Raw genomic sequence first — 14124 nt, forward strand, 5'->3', positions numbered from 1 at the left:
CCGTGACCGTTCCGCCGGGGACGCGGGTGATGCTGCGGTACCGACTGCCACCCGGCCACACCCACCCGATGACGGACGTCATCGGGGAATTGGTGTCGGCCGACGCGGTCGCGGTGTCGGTCCGCGCCAAGGACGGCGCTCTGGTCCAGGTGGCCGCCGATCGCATAGTGGCCCTGAAGCCGTTGGGCCCCAAACCTGTTCGCACCTCGGAGATTCGGGCTCTGGAGGCGGCCGCGGCAGACGGGTGGCCGGGGGTCGAACAGGAGTGGATCACCGGCTGGCAGTTGCGTTTCGGGCACGGCTTCACCGGGCGCGCCAATTCGGCGGTGCCTCTCGAGCCCGGCGCAGCAGCAGATTCCGAGACGGTGGCCGCGATCGCCGCCCGATACGACGCACGAGGACTGACGCCGATCCTCGCCCTCCCCGACCGTCTCGCGACCGCACCGGCCGGTTGGTCGACGTTCAACGAGACCGTCGTCATGGCGGCGGATATCTCGAATCTCGTTCTGCGCGAGGGCGACTGGCCTGTCACAGTCACTCCCGAACCGACCGCCGACTGGTTGAGTTCTCTGCGCTACCAAGGCCGAGAGGCGACGACGGGTGCTGCCGAGGTGGTCTCGGCGGTGCGCAACGGAACTCTCGGTTTCGGCGCGATCGGGAACGCAGGAGTCGGATCGATCGCAGTGGGCCGAGCGGCCGTCACCGCGGCCCCGGACGGTCGGTCGTGGGTGGGCTTGACCTCGCTCTGGGTGTCCACCGAGCATCGCCGCAACGGTCTCGGCACGCTGATGTGCGGTGAGTTGGTGCGGTGGGGACGCGAGAACGGCGCCACGCACGCATACCTTCAGGTGGCCGTCGACAACACCGATGCCCAGGCGCTCTACCGCGATCTGGGATTCGGCGAGCATCACCGCTATCGCTACGCGCGCCCGGACGACACGATCGGCCGCGAGCCTGTCGGACGCGTTCTATAGGGTTCCTTCCCGTGCGCTTTGCTACCTGGAATGTGAACTCCGTCCGCTCTCGGCAGGATCGAATCGTCGATTGGTTGCAGCGATCCGACATCGACGTGCTGGCGATGCAGGAAACCAAGTGCAAGGACGCACAGTTTCCGTACGAGCGATTCACCGAGATCGGCTACGAGGTTGCCCACGTCGGGCTCAGCCAGTGGAACGGCGTGGCGATCGCGTCGCGCGTCGGCTTGGACGACGTGCAGGTCGGCTTCGAGGACCAGCCCGGGTTCAGCAAGGATCCCGAGGTCGAGGCCGCAGACGAAGCCCGCGCCATCGGAGCGACCTGCAACGGGGTGCGTATCTGGAGCCTGTACGTGCCGAACGGCCGCGAGCTTGCCGATCCGCACTACACCTACAAGCTCGAGTGGCTCGCGGCACTGAAGGCCGACGCGCAGGCGTGGGTGGCGGCGGACCCGCAGGCGCAGATCGCGCTCGTCGGCGACTGGAACATCGCTCCCACCGACGACGACGTGTGGGATCCCGCCCTGTTCGAGGGCAAGACTCACACCTCGCAGCCGGAGCGTGATGCGTTCGCGGCATTCTCCGAGGCCGGTTTCACCGAGGTGACGCGGCAGTTCACTCCCGAGCCCAGGACGTTCACGTACTGGGACTACACCCAGCTGAGATTTCCGAAGAAACAAGGTCTGCGTATCGACATGGCGTTGACCTCACCTGCCCTGACGGCTCGCGTGACCGGCGCATCGATCGATCGCGAGGAGCGCAAGGGCAAGGGAGCCAGCGATCATGCGCCGGTGATCGTGGAGATCGACTGAGCCGCGGTCGTCTCTGCTATTCGACGACCAGGTCCAAGAACTCCGGGTGCTGCGCCAGGTAGCGACGGACGTAGGTGCAGATCGGCACGATGCGCCAGTCGCGGTCGCGCGCGGTGTTCAGCGATGCGCGAACGAGCACCCCTGCCCAGCCGCGGTCGCCGTATTCCTCTTTGACGACCGTGTGCATCAGCGCGACGACCGATTCGTCGCCGGCTGCGTCGTCGCCGTCGCCGAACCGATAGCCGAGGATGCCGACGAGATCGTCGTCGACGAACAGATCGAATCTGTTGTGATCGGCGTTGTCTTCGATGCGGACCGAGGGGCGCTCGACCGGAATCGCCGCGTCGGAACGGCGGTGAATGATGTGACTCATGTCACTTATGAGACCAGAGTTGCTCGAGTGTCGCGGGGAAAGTGCACCGATCGACGCCGAGTCGAGTCCTCTACGTAACCAGCCCTGGTGTGACCGGCCGGGCAGTGCGAGTACTCAGAGAGCGACGAGCATGTCGTTGTACTCGGGGTTGGCTGCCGCGAAGCGCTGGACGTAGGTGCAGACCGGCTTGACCTTCCAGCCGTAGGACCGCGCGCTGTCGAGGGCGCGGCGAACCAGAATGCCGGCCAAGCCTTGATGACCGAAGTCCTCGGTGACGACGGTGTGCATGAAGGAGACGACATGCGTGCGTGTCGCACGGGCTCCGTTTCCTTCGACTTCGAAGAATCCGACGATGCCGACGAGGTCGCCGTTCAGTCGAAGCTCGAAGCGATTCTGGTCTTTGTTGATCGAGACATCAGCACTGGGAGAACTCGCAAGCATGGACGCCTCCTTTGCTGGGTGTGGAGTGGTGGAGGAACTTCGGAACCGAGACGGTATGTGACGTGCACCACTATTAAACATGCGCGAGGTGGGTCTGTCACCTTTTCTACCAACAAACCTTCGGATGCGTAGGTTTGTCCATCGATCCCGAACCGGATGCTGGTACAGCTCATAAGTGTCCCCGTGCGGCGTTGTGATACAACAACATTCAAAGTGTCACCATGTTTTCACCAACATTCACCTCCGGCGTCTCGCCTGCCGAGACCCTGCCGATCGCGGCCCGCCGGTACTGTCGTCTCTCGTGAAGTTCCTACCGCTCACGCCCAACGGCGAGACTCCCGTCCGCGCGCTGACGATCGCCGGAACCGACTCCGGCGGCGGTGCCGGAATCCAGGCGGACAGTCGCACGATGGCCATGTTGGGCGTGCACGCATGTGTTGCCGTCGCGGCGGTGACGGTCCAGAACACCGTCGGCGTGACGGGCTTCCACGAGATCCCGCCGGAGATCGTCGCGGCTCAGGTTCGCTCGGTGGTATCGGACATCGGCGTCGGCGCAGCGAAGACCGGGATGCTGGCGTCCACCGCGATCATCGAGGCGGTCACGGCCGTGTGCACCGAGGTGGGTATCGGCCGCGACCACCCGGTTCCGCTCGTCGTCGACCCGGTGTGCGCGTCCATGCACGGTGACCCCCTACTGCACGCCGAGGCGCTCGACGCCATCCGGCACACGCTGTTTCCCATCGCCTCGCTGGTGACTCCCAACCTCGACGAGGTTCGGTTGATCACCGGCATCGATGTCGTCGATGACGCCGGCGCGCGTCGCGCCGCCGAGGCGCTGCACGGATTGGGCGCGCAATGGGCCCTGGTCAAGGGCGGTCACCTCCGCACCTCGACCCACAGCACCGATCTACTGTTCGACGGCGACACCTTCCTCGAATTCACCAGCGAACGCATCGACACCGGCAACGATCACGGCGGCGGCGACACCCTCGCGGCCTCGATCGCGTCGGCGCTGGCCCACGGATACTCGATGCCCGACGCGGTGGCGTTCGGCAAGGAATGGGTCACCCGTTGCCTCGCCGCGTCCTACGACCTCGGTGCGGGCCACGGCCCGGTGTCACCGCTGTGGCGACTGCACGAGTCGGAGAATGCGTAGGTCGTCGGGTGCGCCCTTGATCTTCGGCGCGAAGAAACTGCGCCGATAGGGCTTGGCGACTACGTGCAACGCGTCGAGCACCTCCGGTGACACGGCGTCGAGTGCGGCGGCCGAGATCATGATGTTGCCGTTTCCGCCGGTCTGCATGACCCGCGCTGCGACGGTGACGTCGACACCGAGCCAGTCGGAACCGACCTGACGCGGGCTTCCGGTATGGATTCCGACGCGCATCGTCGGGGTGTAGCCGTCGACGTTCACACTGGTGAGGGCCTCGCGCGCCGCGAACACGGCGTCGACGGCTTTGCCCGCATCGGCGAACACGGCCATGATGCCGTCGCCCAGTCTTTTCACGACGTGGCCACCGCGGAACACGACCTCGGGTTCGACGGCTTTGGAGACTTTGCGGAGCAACGTCAATGTGGCGGTATCGCCCGCGCGCAGCGACCACGACGAGAACCCGACGAGATCTGTGAAGACGATCGTGACGTCCTCGTCGCCGCGGCCCCGACCGGCTCGCTCGAGGATGGCCTGCCACACCTGCAGGGCACCGAGGCCGAGTTCGCGGGAGGCACCCGGTTCGTCGTCGAGTCCGTTCGCTGCCAGGAACCGATCCGCCACCCGCGCGACGGCCAGTGCGCGTCCCGGACCGTCGATCGACAGCGGATCACCGAACGTGGGGTCACCGGGTAATGCGCGACGCACACGCCGAACCGCCCCGACGACGGTGGGCGCTCGGTTGGTGGTGCGGACCCACTCCACCACCGAGGCGACGACTGCGTTCACAGCATCGAGCGTAACTCACGGTTACACATACTTCCCCTACCCTTCGGCGCGTGCGGCCTCGCGCGCAGCCCCGACCGGTACTCCGTTGGGGCCTTCCACCGACTGCGCGTAGACACCGATGCCGTATGCCACGGCGGCACCGTTCTTCGCCAGCGCCGCGCGGTCGACGTTCGCCAGGGTGTCCTGATCGGTGTGGTAATTCTCGTCGAACGTCTGATCGGCCGTGCCACCCCACTTCGCGGCCTGCTCGGCGGTCTTGTTCTCGTCCGCGCCGCTGAAGACGCCGCCTGCGGGGATGCCGACCTCGATGAACGGCCCGTAGTCGGATCGACCGTCGAAATCCGTACCGTCGACGGCGATACCGTCGGCCGCCAAATGCTCGACGAACGTGCGCTCGATGGCGTCGGATCCGGCCGGTCCCGCGGGCTCACCGACCTGGTCGGAGTCGTCGCCGTCGTAGGCGAGGTAGCCGGGGTTGTGCGAGCCGATCATGTCGAAGTTCAAGTACAGCGCGATGTTTCGCTTGTCCTCGTCGGACAGGCCCTCGACGTACTTGGTCGAACCGACGAGCCCGTTCTCCTCGGCACCCCAGAATGCGAACCGGACCGCGTTGGTCACCTCGGGCGCACTGCCCATCTGCAGAGCAGTCTCGAGCACGGCGGAGGTGCCGGTGCCGTTGTCGTTGATGCCCGGGCCCTCGGGGACGCTGTCGAGGTGGGCGCCCGCGACCACCACGTTCTCGGTCGAGCCAGTGGTGGTCTGCGCGATGATGTTGCGGCTCGTGGTCGACTCGGTCGTCGTGACGAGCGTCAACGTGACATCGGGGGCCGCGAGGACCGCTGCCCCGTCCTCCTGGCTGACACCGCCGGTCGGAATCTTCGCGGTCTCGGAATCACCGAGCGTTCCCGAATCCAGTGGTCCGGGTTCGTTGTTGACGATGATCGCTGCTGCCGCACCCAATTCGGCGGCGACGGTCTGCTTCGCACCGAACGGGCACACCCCTCGCGGCACGACTGCCACCGCTCCCGTCAGGTCGAGACCGGCGTAATCGGTTGCCTCGCACCCGTCTGCCCCGGCGGGAGCGCCGACGACGCGTGCGGTGATCCCCTCGGCGGACGTGGTGGGCGAGTAGCTGAGCGCGAACACCGGAATCTCGGTGCCCGCGAGCGAGAGGGTTTGCGTCTGCGCCTCGAAGGTGTCGAAATCGAATTCGGGAGTGGTGACGTCGAATCCGGCCGATTCCAGTTGGGAGACAACGTAATCGACACTCGCGTCGTATCCGGCAGTCCCGGCCGCGCGGTTACCGTCGTGCGCGGCGGCGATGTCCTCTAATTCCTGCAGGTGCCCGACGAGGGCATCCTCGGTGACCGCTTCCGACAGTCCGGCCCCGTCGGGTGTCGCGAAAACTCTGGCCGGTTCCTCGTCCCCCGTACCGGAGGAGGACGAGCAACCGGCCAGAATCAGGACAGTGACGGCGCTACCTGCAAGCAAGGAAATCCGCATAGCGGACACCCTACCCAGGCAGGTGTCAGGCGTCCCGGCGATTGACGACGAACACTGCCACTCCGAAGATCACCGCGGTGAAGACGACGAAGTAGATCAGGCTGCCGACGGGTCCCCAGTGGAAGTCCGTTCCCGCGGATCCGCCGAGGAAATGGTCGGCGTTCTTGAACGGCAGGAACGGCTGAATCTTCTCGCCGACCTTCGGGATGATCCCGACGAGGTTCTCGATGAGCAACGGCCACAACAACAACACGGCGATGGCACCGGCGGACTGGCGAATCAGCGCACCCACGGCAACGGCCAGAACGATCTGCACGAACGCCAGAATTGCGGTGCCGTAGACGACGCGCCAGGTGCCGTCGACGTCGAAGCTCAGCAATGCGCCGGCTTCCTCACCGGCGATGGATTTGGCCAGGAACAACGCGCCGAAGGCGAGAACCAACGACAGCACTGCCCCGTACACGCCGACGATCAGTGCCTTCGCACCGAGCACCGAGGCCCGGTTGGTGATCGCCTGGAACGTGGTTCGGATCAGGCCGAAGCGGTATTCGCTGGTGACGGTGAGTGCACCGAGGATCATCAGCACCATGATGCCGAGTCCGCCGACGCCGCTGCCGACGACGTCGTATGCGGTGGTCGGTGGCAGACCTTCCGGCGCATCCGGGCCGACGGCGGTCTTTGCGGCCCAACCCAGGATGGCTCCGAACCCGAGGCCGAAGACCACCACGATCGCGCTGCACCACCACGGCGACTTGGTCGAGGTGAACTTGATTCTTTCTGCTGCCAAGACGCCCATCAGAGTGCACCGCCCATTGCTTGCTGAGTGTTCTGGTCTTCGGCTCCCGAGCCGTGATATTGCACTGTGTCTCCGGTGAGTTTCATGAATGCTTCCTCGAGCGAGCCGCGCTGAGAGGCCAACTCGTGCAATGTGATTCCGGCCCGGCCGGCGAGGTCGCCGATCGCGTCGGTGGTGGAGTTCAGCACGACGAGCGAGGGCTGCAGTTCGTCGGACTTGTCCGGCTCACGCACCGTGAGGCCGGCGGTGGTCAGCACCTGACGTAGGCCGTCGAGTTGTGGGCTGCGCACGCGTACCGAGGCCTCGGAGGCATGGTCGATGAATTCCTGCACCGAGGAATCCGAGATCAGCTTGCCGCGTCCGATGACGATGAGGTGTTCGGCCGTCTGCGCCATCTCCGAGAGCAGGTGGCTCGACACCAGGACCGTGCGGCCCTCGGCTGCCAAGCGCTGCATGAACTTTCGGATCCAGACGATGCCCTCGGGATCGAGTCCGTTGACCGGCTCGTCGAACAACAACACCTTGGGGTCACCGAGAAGAGCGCCGGCGAGACCGAGCCGCTGCGACATGCCGAGCGAGAATCCGCCCGCATTCTTCTTCGCTACCTCGGACAGGCCCACCAGCCGCAGCACCTCGTCGACGCGGGACTTGGGGATGCCGTTGGACGCGGCCATCCATTCCAGGTGCGCACGCGCAGATCGGTTGGGGTGCACCCACTTGGCGTCGAGCAGAGCGCCGACGGTACGCAGTGGCTGCTTCAGGTGGCTGTAGCTCTTGCCCTCGATGGTCGCCGTCCCCGAGGTGGGGCGGTCGAGCCCGAGAATCATTCGCATCGTGGTGGACTTACCCGCACCGTTCGGTCCGAGAAAGCCGGTCACGATGCCGGGTTTGATGGTGAAGGTGAGGTTGTCGACCGCCGTCACCGCTCCGTACTGCTTGGTCAGTCCTGTCACTTCGATCATGGGACAACTGTCCCCGATCGACGGCGTGTCCACATCGCCCCACAGTCGCGACTTGCATCATCCTTTTGGATGACACAGACCCTGAGACAGCCGAGGCCTGGCTGGGGCACGCGGTCGCCTGAGCGCAGCCGCAAATGCGCGCGCGTTTGCCAGATGCGCGGGGATTCGCCCTCATTTTCGCCACTATTCTGCGCGCGTTTCGCAAACGCGCTCGCGTTTGCGAAATACGCAGCACCACACAAAGGGCCGCGCCGCCGACGCAGCCGCTACATCGGCGAGCTGGCCTGCGCCCAGAATCGTTTCGGGATGCGGCCTGCATGTCGGGCCTGGTAACCCGCGGCCACCGCATGACGCATCGCCGACGCCATCAGCGCCGGGTCCTTCGCGCGGGTCACCGCGGTGGCGAGCAGCACTGCGTCGCAGCCGAGTTCCATCGCGAGGGTGGCGTCGCTGGCGGTGCCGATGCCCGCGTCGAGGATCACGGGCACCCCTGCGGCCTCGACGATCATCTCGATGTTGTGTGGGTTGGCGATGCCGAGGCCGGTGCCGATGGGTGAGCCGAGCGGCATGACGGCAACGCAGCCGATGTCTTCGAGACGCTTGGCCAGTACCGGGTCGTCGGTGGTGTACGGCAGCACCTGGAAACCGTCGTCGACGAGTTGCTCTGCGGCCTTGACCAATTCGATGGCGTCGGGCAGCAGGGTTCGCTCGTCGGCGATCACTTCGAGTTTCACCCAGTCGGTCTCGAGCGCTTCGCGGCCGAGCTGCGCGGTGAGCACGGCCTCGGCCGATCCTCGACACCCCGCAGTGTTCGGCAGCGGGGCGATGTTCAACCGCCGCAGCAGATCGAGCACTCCCGTCCCACCCGCGGCGTCGACGCGGCGCATCGCGACGGTGGTCAGTTCGGTTCCCGACGCGACGAGGGCTTCCTCGAGGACGGCGAGGTTGGCCGCTCCCCCGGTGCCGGTGATGAGCCGGGATGTGAAGGTGCGATCGGCGATGGTGAGTGCGCTAGCCACCCTGCACCGCCGTGAGAACGTCGATGGTCCAACCCTTTTGGACGTCGGTGGTGTCCCATCGACTCTTGGGCAGCACGGCACCGTCGACGGCGACGGCAATGCCTTTCTCGGGCAAGCCAAGGAATTCGAGCAGCCGACGCATGGTCATGTCCTCGGTGAGCAGGTGATCCTCGCCGTTGACGGTGATCCCGATGGCAACCTGGGTCATGGTGTCCTTTCGATCTGTGAGAAGCGTTCGGGTGTGGCGGCTTTCGCCTCGGGCAGCGTGTCGCCCGATACCAGCGCGGCGACGGCGTCGGCGGTGATCGGCGCGAGCAGAATGCCGTTGCGGCCGTGCCCGGTAGCGACGATCACGTTGTCGGCGAGTCTGCCGATCAACGGCAGTCCGTCGGGGCTCATCGGCCGTAATCCTGCAGCAGTTTCGTACAGCTCGTACTCGCCGATACTCGGCATGAGTCGTTCGGCGTCGGCGATCAGGTCTCGCACCCCCGCCACGGTGACCTGGGTGTCCTCACCGGATTCGTATTGTGTTGCGCCGACGACCAATCCGTCGCCGCGTGGCACCAGGTAGACGGGTCGGCCGTGCACGGTTCCGCGGATCGTGCGGTGCGGTGGCGGTGCGGCACTTGGCCTACGACGCAGCCGCAGGATCTCGCCTTTCACCGGTCTGACCGGCAGTGTCGGCCACAGTGCGGCGCAGCGAGAACCGGCGGCCAGGACCACCTGATCGGCGTCGGGAATTGCGTCGACCGAGGTTGCCACGAACTCCACTCCGGCGTCGAGACATCCCTGCTCGAGCGCGGTAACCAGGGCCCGATTGTCGACGGACAGCTCGGTCGGTGCCAACAACCCGAGCCGAATGTTCTGCGCCAATGCAGGTTCGAGTTCACGCACCTGCGCGCGGCCGAGAATCTCGAGCTCGTGTCCCTGCTCGCCCACCCATTCGGCGATCGTGCGCAGGTCGGTGGCGTCGGCGGAGTCGAGGGCGACGGTCATGGATCCGGTGGCCGAGAACACCGACGGGCCGGGGAGGCGTCCGGCGAAGTCCGGCCACCGCTCGAGCGACGCGGCACCGAGCCGTAGGAGTTCGTGTTCACCGGGCCACCCCTCGGACAGCGGGGCCAGCATGCCCCCGGCGACCCACGACGCGCCTCGACCCAGCGCAGGATCGTGCACCACCACCCGATGGCCGTCCTCCGCCAGTCGTAGTGCCGTCGACAGCCCGATGACGCCTCCGCCGATAACGACGATATGCACGCGATTCACGTCCTCACTCCCTGCGCCCGCATGATCGGGTTCAGGTATTGACGGTAAGGGCGGCGAACCCACTCTCAGCCCCACGATCCCCGGGACTCCCGCGATATGTCGGCCACTCCGTCGTCGGTCGCGGCTGCCATGAGAATACAGTTCGTTTCGTGCACCCAACTCAGACCGTCCGCAACCAGACTCCTCGCGAGCGTCTTGCGTCCGCTCGCCTCTACCTGTGTACCGATGCCCGACGCGACAAGGGCGATCTCGCGCAGTTCGCCGAGGCCGCGTTGTCCGGTGGCGTCGACATCATCCAGCTGCGCGACAAGAACTCCGCCGGTGAGCGCCAGTTCGGGCCGCTCGAGGCCAAGGACGAGCTCGCTGCGCTGGCGATTCTGCTCGCGGCCACCAAACGTCACGGTGCCTTGCTGGCCGTCAACGACCGCGCGGATCTGGCGCTGGCGTCCGGTGCCGACGTCCTGCATCTGGGCCAGGGCGACCTGCCGGTGCACTACGCGCGCCAGATTCTGGGCCCGGACGTGGTGATCGGACGCTCGACTCAGAACCGCGCGCAGTCCTCGCTCGCCGCCATCGAGGACGGCGTCGACTACTTCGCCGTCGGTCCGGTGTGGCCGACGCCCACCAAGCCCAACCGCTCGGCCGCCGGCCTGGAAACTCTGCGGGCCACCGCGGATGCGTTGCCGGAGCGCCCGTGGTTCGCCATCGGCGGCGTCGACGCGACCAATGTGGATCAGGTTCGAGCGGCGGGAGCCGAGCGCATCGTGGTCGTTCGGGCGATCACCGAGGCACGTGATCCGCAGGCCGCTGCGCGCGCGCTGGTACAGGCGCTACAGAACTGACGTCACAGCCAGGCGAGCACGGCAGACGGCGAGAGCACGTGCACCGCGCCGGGCAGTCGATTCTGGAGTCCGCGGTCGGCGGTGACCAGCGCGGTCAGGTCTGTCGATCGGTGGGCCTGATCTGTGAGGGTGTCGTCGCCACTGCCGTCCGCGAGGATCACCGGGATGCGCGGATCGTCGACAACGGCGTCGCGCGCTTGCCCCTCGAGCACGGCCTCGATGCGGGTGAGCCAGCCGTACTGGCCGCTGGGTAGTTCCACCGTGCGCGGCAGTGTCGCGGCCAGCGACGTCAACAGTGCGCCGGTCGAGCCGGCGCGGTCCTTCCACCAGCCGTCGGGCCGGGAGCCGAGGACGTTGGCGGTGTCGAGCAGCACGCGCAGCGGCTCGGTACGCAGCGACGGCCAGCTCGACGCGAAACCCGGGTGCAGTGGCAGCTCGCCGACGATGGACTCCGGCACCCACCGCAGTTCCGTGCTCTCGCCGTTCGGGACGGTGGCCAGCGGGTGATCGGTGTCGGCGATGACCGTGGTGTACGACCAACCGCTCGGGACTGCGGCGGTGACACGCTCGCTGCGCACGCTCAACTGTTCGGCCGAGATACCGGCTTCCTCGTGCGCCTCGCGGACCGCCGCGTGCTCGGTGCTCTCGTGCGAATCGCGAGCCCCGCCCGGCAGGGCCCACGTTCCGCCCTGGTGACTCCACAACGCGCGGTGCTGCAGCAACACCATCGGTTCGCCCGCATCGGAGGGCGCACGGAGCAGCAGACCGGCGGCACCGTGCTTGCCCCAGTGCCGAGAACCGTTCTCACCGATCACCCAACCGTCCCCGTCACCGCGCATGCTCCCCACCCTAGGTGAACCGCCTCGCCGTAGTGACTGTGCTGTAGTGGCTGCAGTGCGGTCCGCCTGCTTATATGCTCGATGCGTGATCGCGGCCGGCATTACTCCCTCTGCTGCCGTCCCCCCGACAACGGCACCCCACGTCGGTGCCGCTGCAGGCAAGCCACCGGTTCGATACACGATGCGTTCGACGCCTGCGCGGTTGGTCGCGATGGGTACCGCGCTGGTCGTCTTGGCGCTGACGGTCGGAAATCTCGCGTCCACGGCGGTGACCGATCGAGTCGACACTCTCGGGACACTGCTGGTGCGCACCGAGCCGTTCGCCAACTCGGCTCAGAATCTCTACGGTGCCCTGTCGGTGGCCGACGCGGCGGCCGCGTCGGCATTCATTGCCGGTGGGCTCGAGCAACCCGAAGTACGTGACCGGTACTCGCAGGCATTGGGTGAGGCGTCGTCGGAATTGATCGCCGCGTCCGCCGGGGTCACCGACAAGGACGAGGCCACCAGCGCAGTGCTGACTCAGATCGCTACCGGGTTGCCGGTGTACAGCGGGCTGGTCGAGACGGCGCGAGCGAACAATCGCAGCGGGAACCCGGTGGGTGCGGCATATCTCGGCGAGGCGTCGACGATGATGCAGTCCAGCCTGTTGCCGCTGGCCGAGAAGTTGTACACCGAGCAGGCCTCCCGCGTCTCGGCCGATCAGGAGAGGTTCACCAGTCCCCCGTACTTCGCGATCGGGTCGGTGGTGTTTCTGTTGCTGATGACCGGTCTCGCCCAGTGGTATCTGTCCCGGACGACGCGTCGCACACTCAATGTCGGTTTTCTCGGTGCCACGGCCGCTCTGGCGGGCTTGCTCGGGTGGATGTTGGTGGTGGGGTTGATCTCGTCGATCGCCACCGACCGCGCGATCGACCGCGGGGTGGCACCGCTGAAGTCCTACACGACGGGGTTCATTCTGGCCCAGCAGGCCAGGGCGGACGAGACACTCGACCTGGCCCGCCGCGGTGGCAGCCAGGATTACGGACAGTCGTTCGCCGGCAACGTCTCTCGGCTCGCGGACATGTTCGAGGGCGACCCCGAGGTGACCGAGGCCCTGAACAACTGGTCGGCCTCGCATGCGCGCATCGATTCGGCGCTCGAGGTGGGCGACTTCAACGGTGCGGTGTCGATAGCGACCGGATCGGGTGATTCGGATTCGGCGGCTGCGTTCAACGCTCTCGACAGTGTGCTGGTCGACGGGATCGACAGTGCCCGAAGCGAACTACGCTCCAATATCGATCGATCGGTCTGGGTCCTGTCGGGCTTGTCCAACGGCGCGTACGTGCTCACGGTGGTGGCCTCGGTGGCGTTCGGAGTCGGCCTGTTCCCGAGGCTGCGTGAATACCTGTGAGACGCCTACTCGCCGCCGGCCTCGTCGCGACCGCCCTGCTCGTCGGATGCTCGCCGCCGGAAAGAATTGCGGCACAGAGCGATACGATGTTCACCGAACCGCCTCTGCCCGACGGAGCAACCGTCGCGGCTCGGCCCACCGAAACACCGGCGGACGACGAGTGCGCCCGCCCCACGGCCAGTCTGCGGCCGCTACCGACCGGCACCGACGCGCCACTGCCTCCGCAGCCGACCATCGATGCACTCCGAGCCAAGGGTCGCCTCGTCGTCGGCCTCGACACGGGCAGTAACCTTTTCAGCTTTCGCGACCCCATGACCGGGCAGCTGGTCGGGTTCGACGTCGACATCGCTCGGGAGATCTCACGCGACCTGTTCGGAGACCCGAACCGGTTGGACTTCCGAATTCTGACGTCCGCACAGCGCCTCGAAGCTCTGCAGGACTCGACGGTGGACATCGTGGTGAAAACCATGACGATCACGTGCGCCCGGCGTAAGGACGTCCAGTTCTCCACCGTGTACTTCCAAGCGCAGCACCGAGTTCTGGTGGTGCAGGGCTCGGGTATCCGTGGGGTCGGGGATCTGGCGGGCAAGCGGGTGTGCGCGGTGGAGGGCACCACGTCGCTGCGTCGCCTGCAGCGGGTGCAGCCGGCCGCGACCGTGGTGACGGTGCCGATGTGGTCGGATTGCCTGGTGGTACTGCAACAACGACAGGTCGACGCCATCAGCACCGACGACGCCATCCTGGCCGGACTTGCCGCACAGGACCCGTACCTCGAGATCGTCGGCGACAGTCTGAGCCCGGAACCGTACGGCGTGGGCATCAACAAGAAGAACGAGGATCTCGTGCGCTTCGTCAACGGAACGTTGGCACGCATCAGGTCCGACGGCACCTGGAACCGCATCTACAACAAGTGGCTGACGGTGCTCGGCCCCTCCCCCGGTCCACCCACCGCGTCGTACAGCGATTAG

Annotated in this window: 16 protein-coding genes and 1 riboswitch; of the genes, 6 read left to right on the forward strand and 10 right to left on the reverse strand. The window is 66.4% G+C overall.

From position 1 onward, the window contains the following. Positions 1-29 precede the first annotated feature (29 nt). Positions 30-974: a GNAT family N-acetyltransferase gene (locus JLZ96_RS22055; protein ID WP_201011388.1), complete on the forward strand. Its 945-nt coding sequence runs from the start codon at positions 30-32 to the stop codon at positions 972-974. Positions 975-985: 11 nt separating this feature from the next. After that, a complete protein-coding gene (locus JLZ96_RS22060) occupies positions 986-1786 on the forward strand; it encodes an exodeoxyribonuclease III (protein ID WP_201011275.1) in 801 nt (266 codons plus the stop codon). A 16-nt stretch (positions 1787-1802) separates the two neighbouring features. On the opposite strand, the gene JLZ96_RS22065 is transcribed toward JLZ96_RS22060, so the two are convergent. Together JLZ96_RS22065 and JLZ96_RS22070 are read right to left on the reverse strand one after the other, a co-directional pair. Further along, entirely contained in the window at positions 1803-2159 is a 357-nt protein-coding gene (locus JLZ96_RS22065) for a GNAT family N-acetyltransferase (RefSeq protein WP_045840626.1), read from the reverse strand. 114 nt (positions 2160-2273) lie between these two features. Then, on the reverse strand, positions 2274-2600 hold the full coding sequence (locus JLZ96_RS22070) for a GNAT family N-acetyltransferase (protein WP_027498479.1): 327 nt from the start codon (positions 2598-2600) through the stop codon (positions 2274-2276). A gap of 301 nt (positions 2601-2901) precedes the next feature. On the opposite strand from JLZ96_RS22070, the gene thiD reads away from it, so the two are divergent. Then, positions 2902-3756: a bifunctional hydroxymethylpyrimidine kinase/phosphomethylpyrimidine kinase gene (gene thiD, locus JLZ96_RS22075; protein WP_032374726.1), complete on the forward strand. Its 855-nt coding sequence runs from the start codon at positions 2902-2904 to the stop codon at positions 3754-3756. On the opposite strand, the gene JLZ96_RS22080 is transcribed toward thiD, so the two are convergent. From JLZ96_RS22080 to thiO, 7 genes are all read right to left on the reverse strand, one after another. After that, the gene (locus JLZ96_RS22080) at positions 3718-4539 is read right to left on the reverse strand and encodes an adenylate/guanylate cyclase domain-containing protein (RefSeq protein WP_201011276.1); all 822 of its coding nucleotides are present in this window, start codon (positions 4537-4539) and stop codon (positions 3718-3720) included. The genes thiD and JLZ96_RS22080 overlap by 39 nt on opposite strands. A gap of 36 nt (positions 4540-4575) precedes the next feature. Next, positions 4576-6042 carry a M28 family peptidase gene (locus JLZ96_RS22085; RefSeq protein ID WP_027498482.1) on the reverse strand — a complete coding sequence of 489 codons (1467 nt, stop codon included), beginning with the start codon at positions 6040-6042 and terminating at the stop codon, positions 4576-4578. 25 nt (positions 6043-6067) lie between these two features. Beyond that, entirely contained in the window at positions 6068-6838 is a 771-nt protein-coding gene (locus JLZ96_RS22090) for an ABC transporter permease (protein ID WP_027498483.1), read from the reverse strand. After that, positions 6838-7800, reverse strand: coding sequence for an ABC transporter ATP-binding protein (locus tag JLZ96_RS22095; protein WP_027498484.1), 963 nt, complete (start codon positions 7798-7800; stop codon positions 6838-6840). Before JLZ96_RS22095 ends, JLZ96_RS22090 begins: the two co-directional genes overlap by 1 nt. A 266-nt stretch (positions 7801-8066) precedes the next feature. Then, complete coding sequence (locus tag JLZ96_RS22100) at positions 8067-8819, reverse strand: thiazole synthase (RefSeq protein ID WP_032374723.1); 753 nt, start codon at positions 8817-8819, stop codon at positions 8067-8069. After that, the gene (thiS, locus tag JLZ96_RS22105) at positions 8812-9027 is read right to left on the reverse strand and encodes a sulfur carrier protein ThiS (RefSeq protein ID WP_027498486.1); all 216 of its coding nucleotides are present in this window, start codon (positions 9025-9027) and stop codon (positions 8812-8814) included. The genes JLZ96_RS22100 and thiS overlap by 8 nt, the downstream gene beginning before the upstream one ends. Next, positions 9024-10076: a glycine oxidase ThiO gene (gene thiO / locus JLZ96_RS22110; protein WP_080733361.1), complete on the reverse strand. Its 1053-nt coding sequence runs from the start codon at positions 10074-10076 to the stop codon at positions 9024-9026. Before thiO ends, thiS begins: the two co-directional genes overlap by 4 nt. After that, a riboswitch (TPP riboswitch) is annotated at positions 10077-10188 on the reverse strand. It lies immediately after the preceding gene. Between the two features lie 46 nt (positions 10189-10234). Here thiO and thiE point away from each other — a divergent pair. Then, positions 10235-10927 (forward strand): thiamine phosphate synthase, encoded by a 693-nt coding sequence (gene thiE, locus JLZ96_RS22115; protein WP_027498488.1) that lies wholly within the window; start codon positions 10235-10237, stop codon positions 10925-10927. A 2-nt stretch (positions 10928-10929) separates the two neighbouring features. On the opposite strand, the gene JLZ96_RS22120 is transcribed toward thiE, so the two are convergent. Then, positions 10930-11766, reverse strand: a complete 837-nt coding sequence (locus JLZ96_RS22120) for an NUDIX hydrolase (protein ID WP_032365122.1) — start codon at positions 11764-11766, stop codon at positions 10930-10932. A gap of 85 nt (positions 11767-11851) precedes the next feature. On the opposite strand from JLZ96_RS22120, the gene JLZ96_RS22125 reads away from it, so the two are divergent. Together JLZ96_RS22125 and JLZ96_RS22130 are read left to right on the forward strand one after the other, a co-directional pair. Further along, on the forward strand, positions 11852-13156 hold the full coding sequence (locus JLZ96_RS22125; protein ID WP_032365121.1) for a hypothetical protein: 1305 nt from the start codon (positions 11852-11854) through the stop codon (positions 13154-13156). After that, positions 13153-14124: a glutamate ABC transporter substrate-binding protein gene (locus JLZ96_RS22130; RefSeq protein WP_032365120.1), complete on the forward strand. Its 972-nt coding sequence runs from the start codon at positions 13153-13155 to the stop codon at positions 14122-14124. Before JLZ96_RS22125 ends, JLZ96_RS22130 begins: the two co-directional genes overlap by 4 nt.

The organism is Rhodococcus sp. NKCM2511 (assembly GCF_014905595.1).
GTDB classification, from domain to species: domain Bacteria; phylum Actinomycetota; class Actinomycetes; order Mycobacteriales; family Mycobacteriaceae; genus Rhodococcoides; species Rhodococcoides fascians.

Coding starts and splice junctions, on each gene's coding strand:
- JLZ96_RS22095 (WP_027498484.1), bottom strand. CDS start 7,800: ATGATCGAAGTGACAGGACTGACCAAGCAGTACGGAGCGGTGACGGCG.
- JLZ96_RS22055 (WP_201011388.1), top strand. CDS start 30: ATGCTGCGGTACCGACTGCCACCCGGCCACACCCACCCGATGACGGAC.
- JLZ96_RS22070 (WP_027498479.1), bottom strand. CDS start 2,600: ATGCTTGCGAGTTCTCCCAGTGCTGATGTCTCGATCAACAAAGACCAG.
- JLZ96_RS22065 (WP_045840626.1), bottom strand. CDS start 2,159: ATGAGTCACATCATTCACCGCCGTTCCGACGCGGCGATTCCGGTCGAG.
- thiS (WP_027498486.1), bottom strand. CDS start 9,027: ATGACCCAGGTTGCCATCGGGATCACCGTCAACGGCGAGGATCACCTG.
- JLZ96_RS22120 (WP_032365122.1), bottom strand. CDS start 11,766: ATGCGCGGTGACGGGGACGGTTGGGTGATCGGTGAGAACGGTTCTCGG.
- JLZ96_RS22090 (WP_027498483.1), bottom strand. CDS start 6,838: ATGGGCGTCTTGGCAGCAGAAAGAATCAAGTTCACCTCGACCAAGTCG.
- JLZ96_RS22085 (WP_027498482.1), bottom strand. CDS start 6,042: ATGCGGATTTCCTTGCTTGCAGGTAGCGCCGTCACTGTCCTGATTCTG.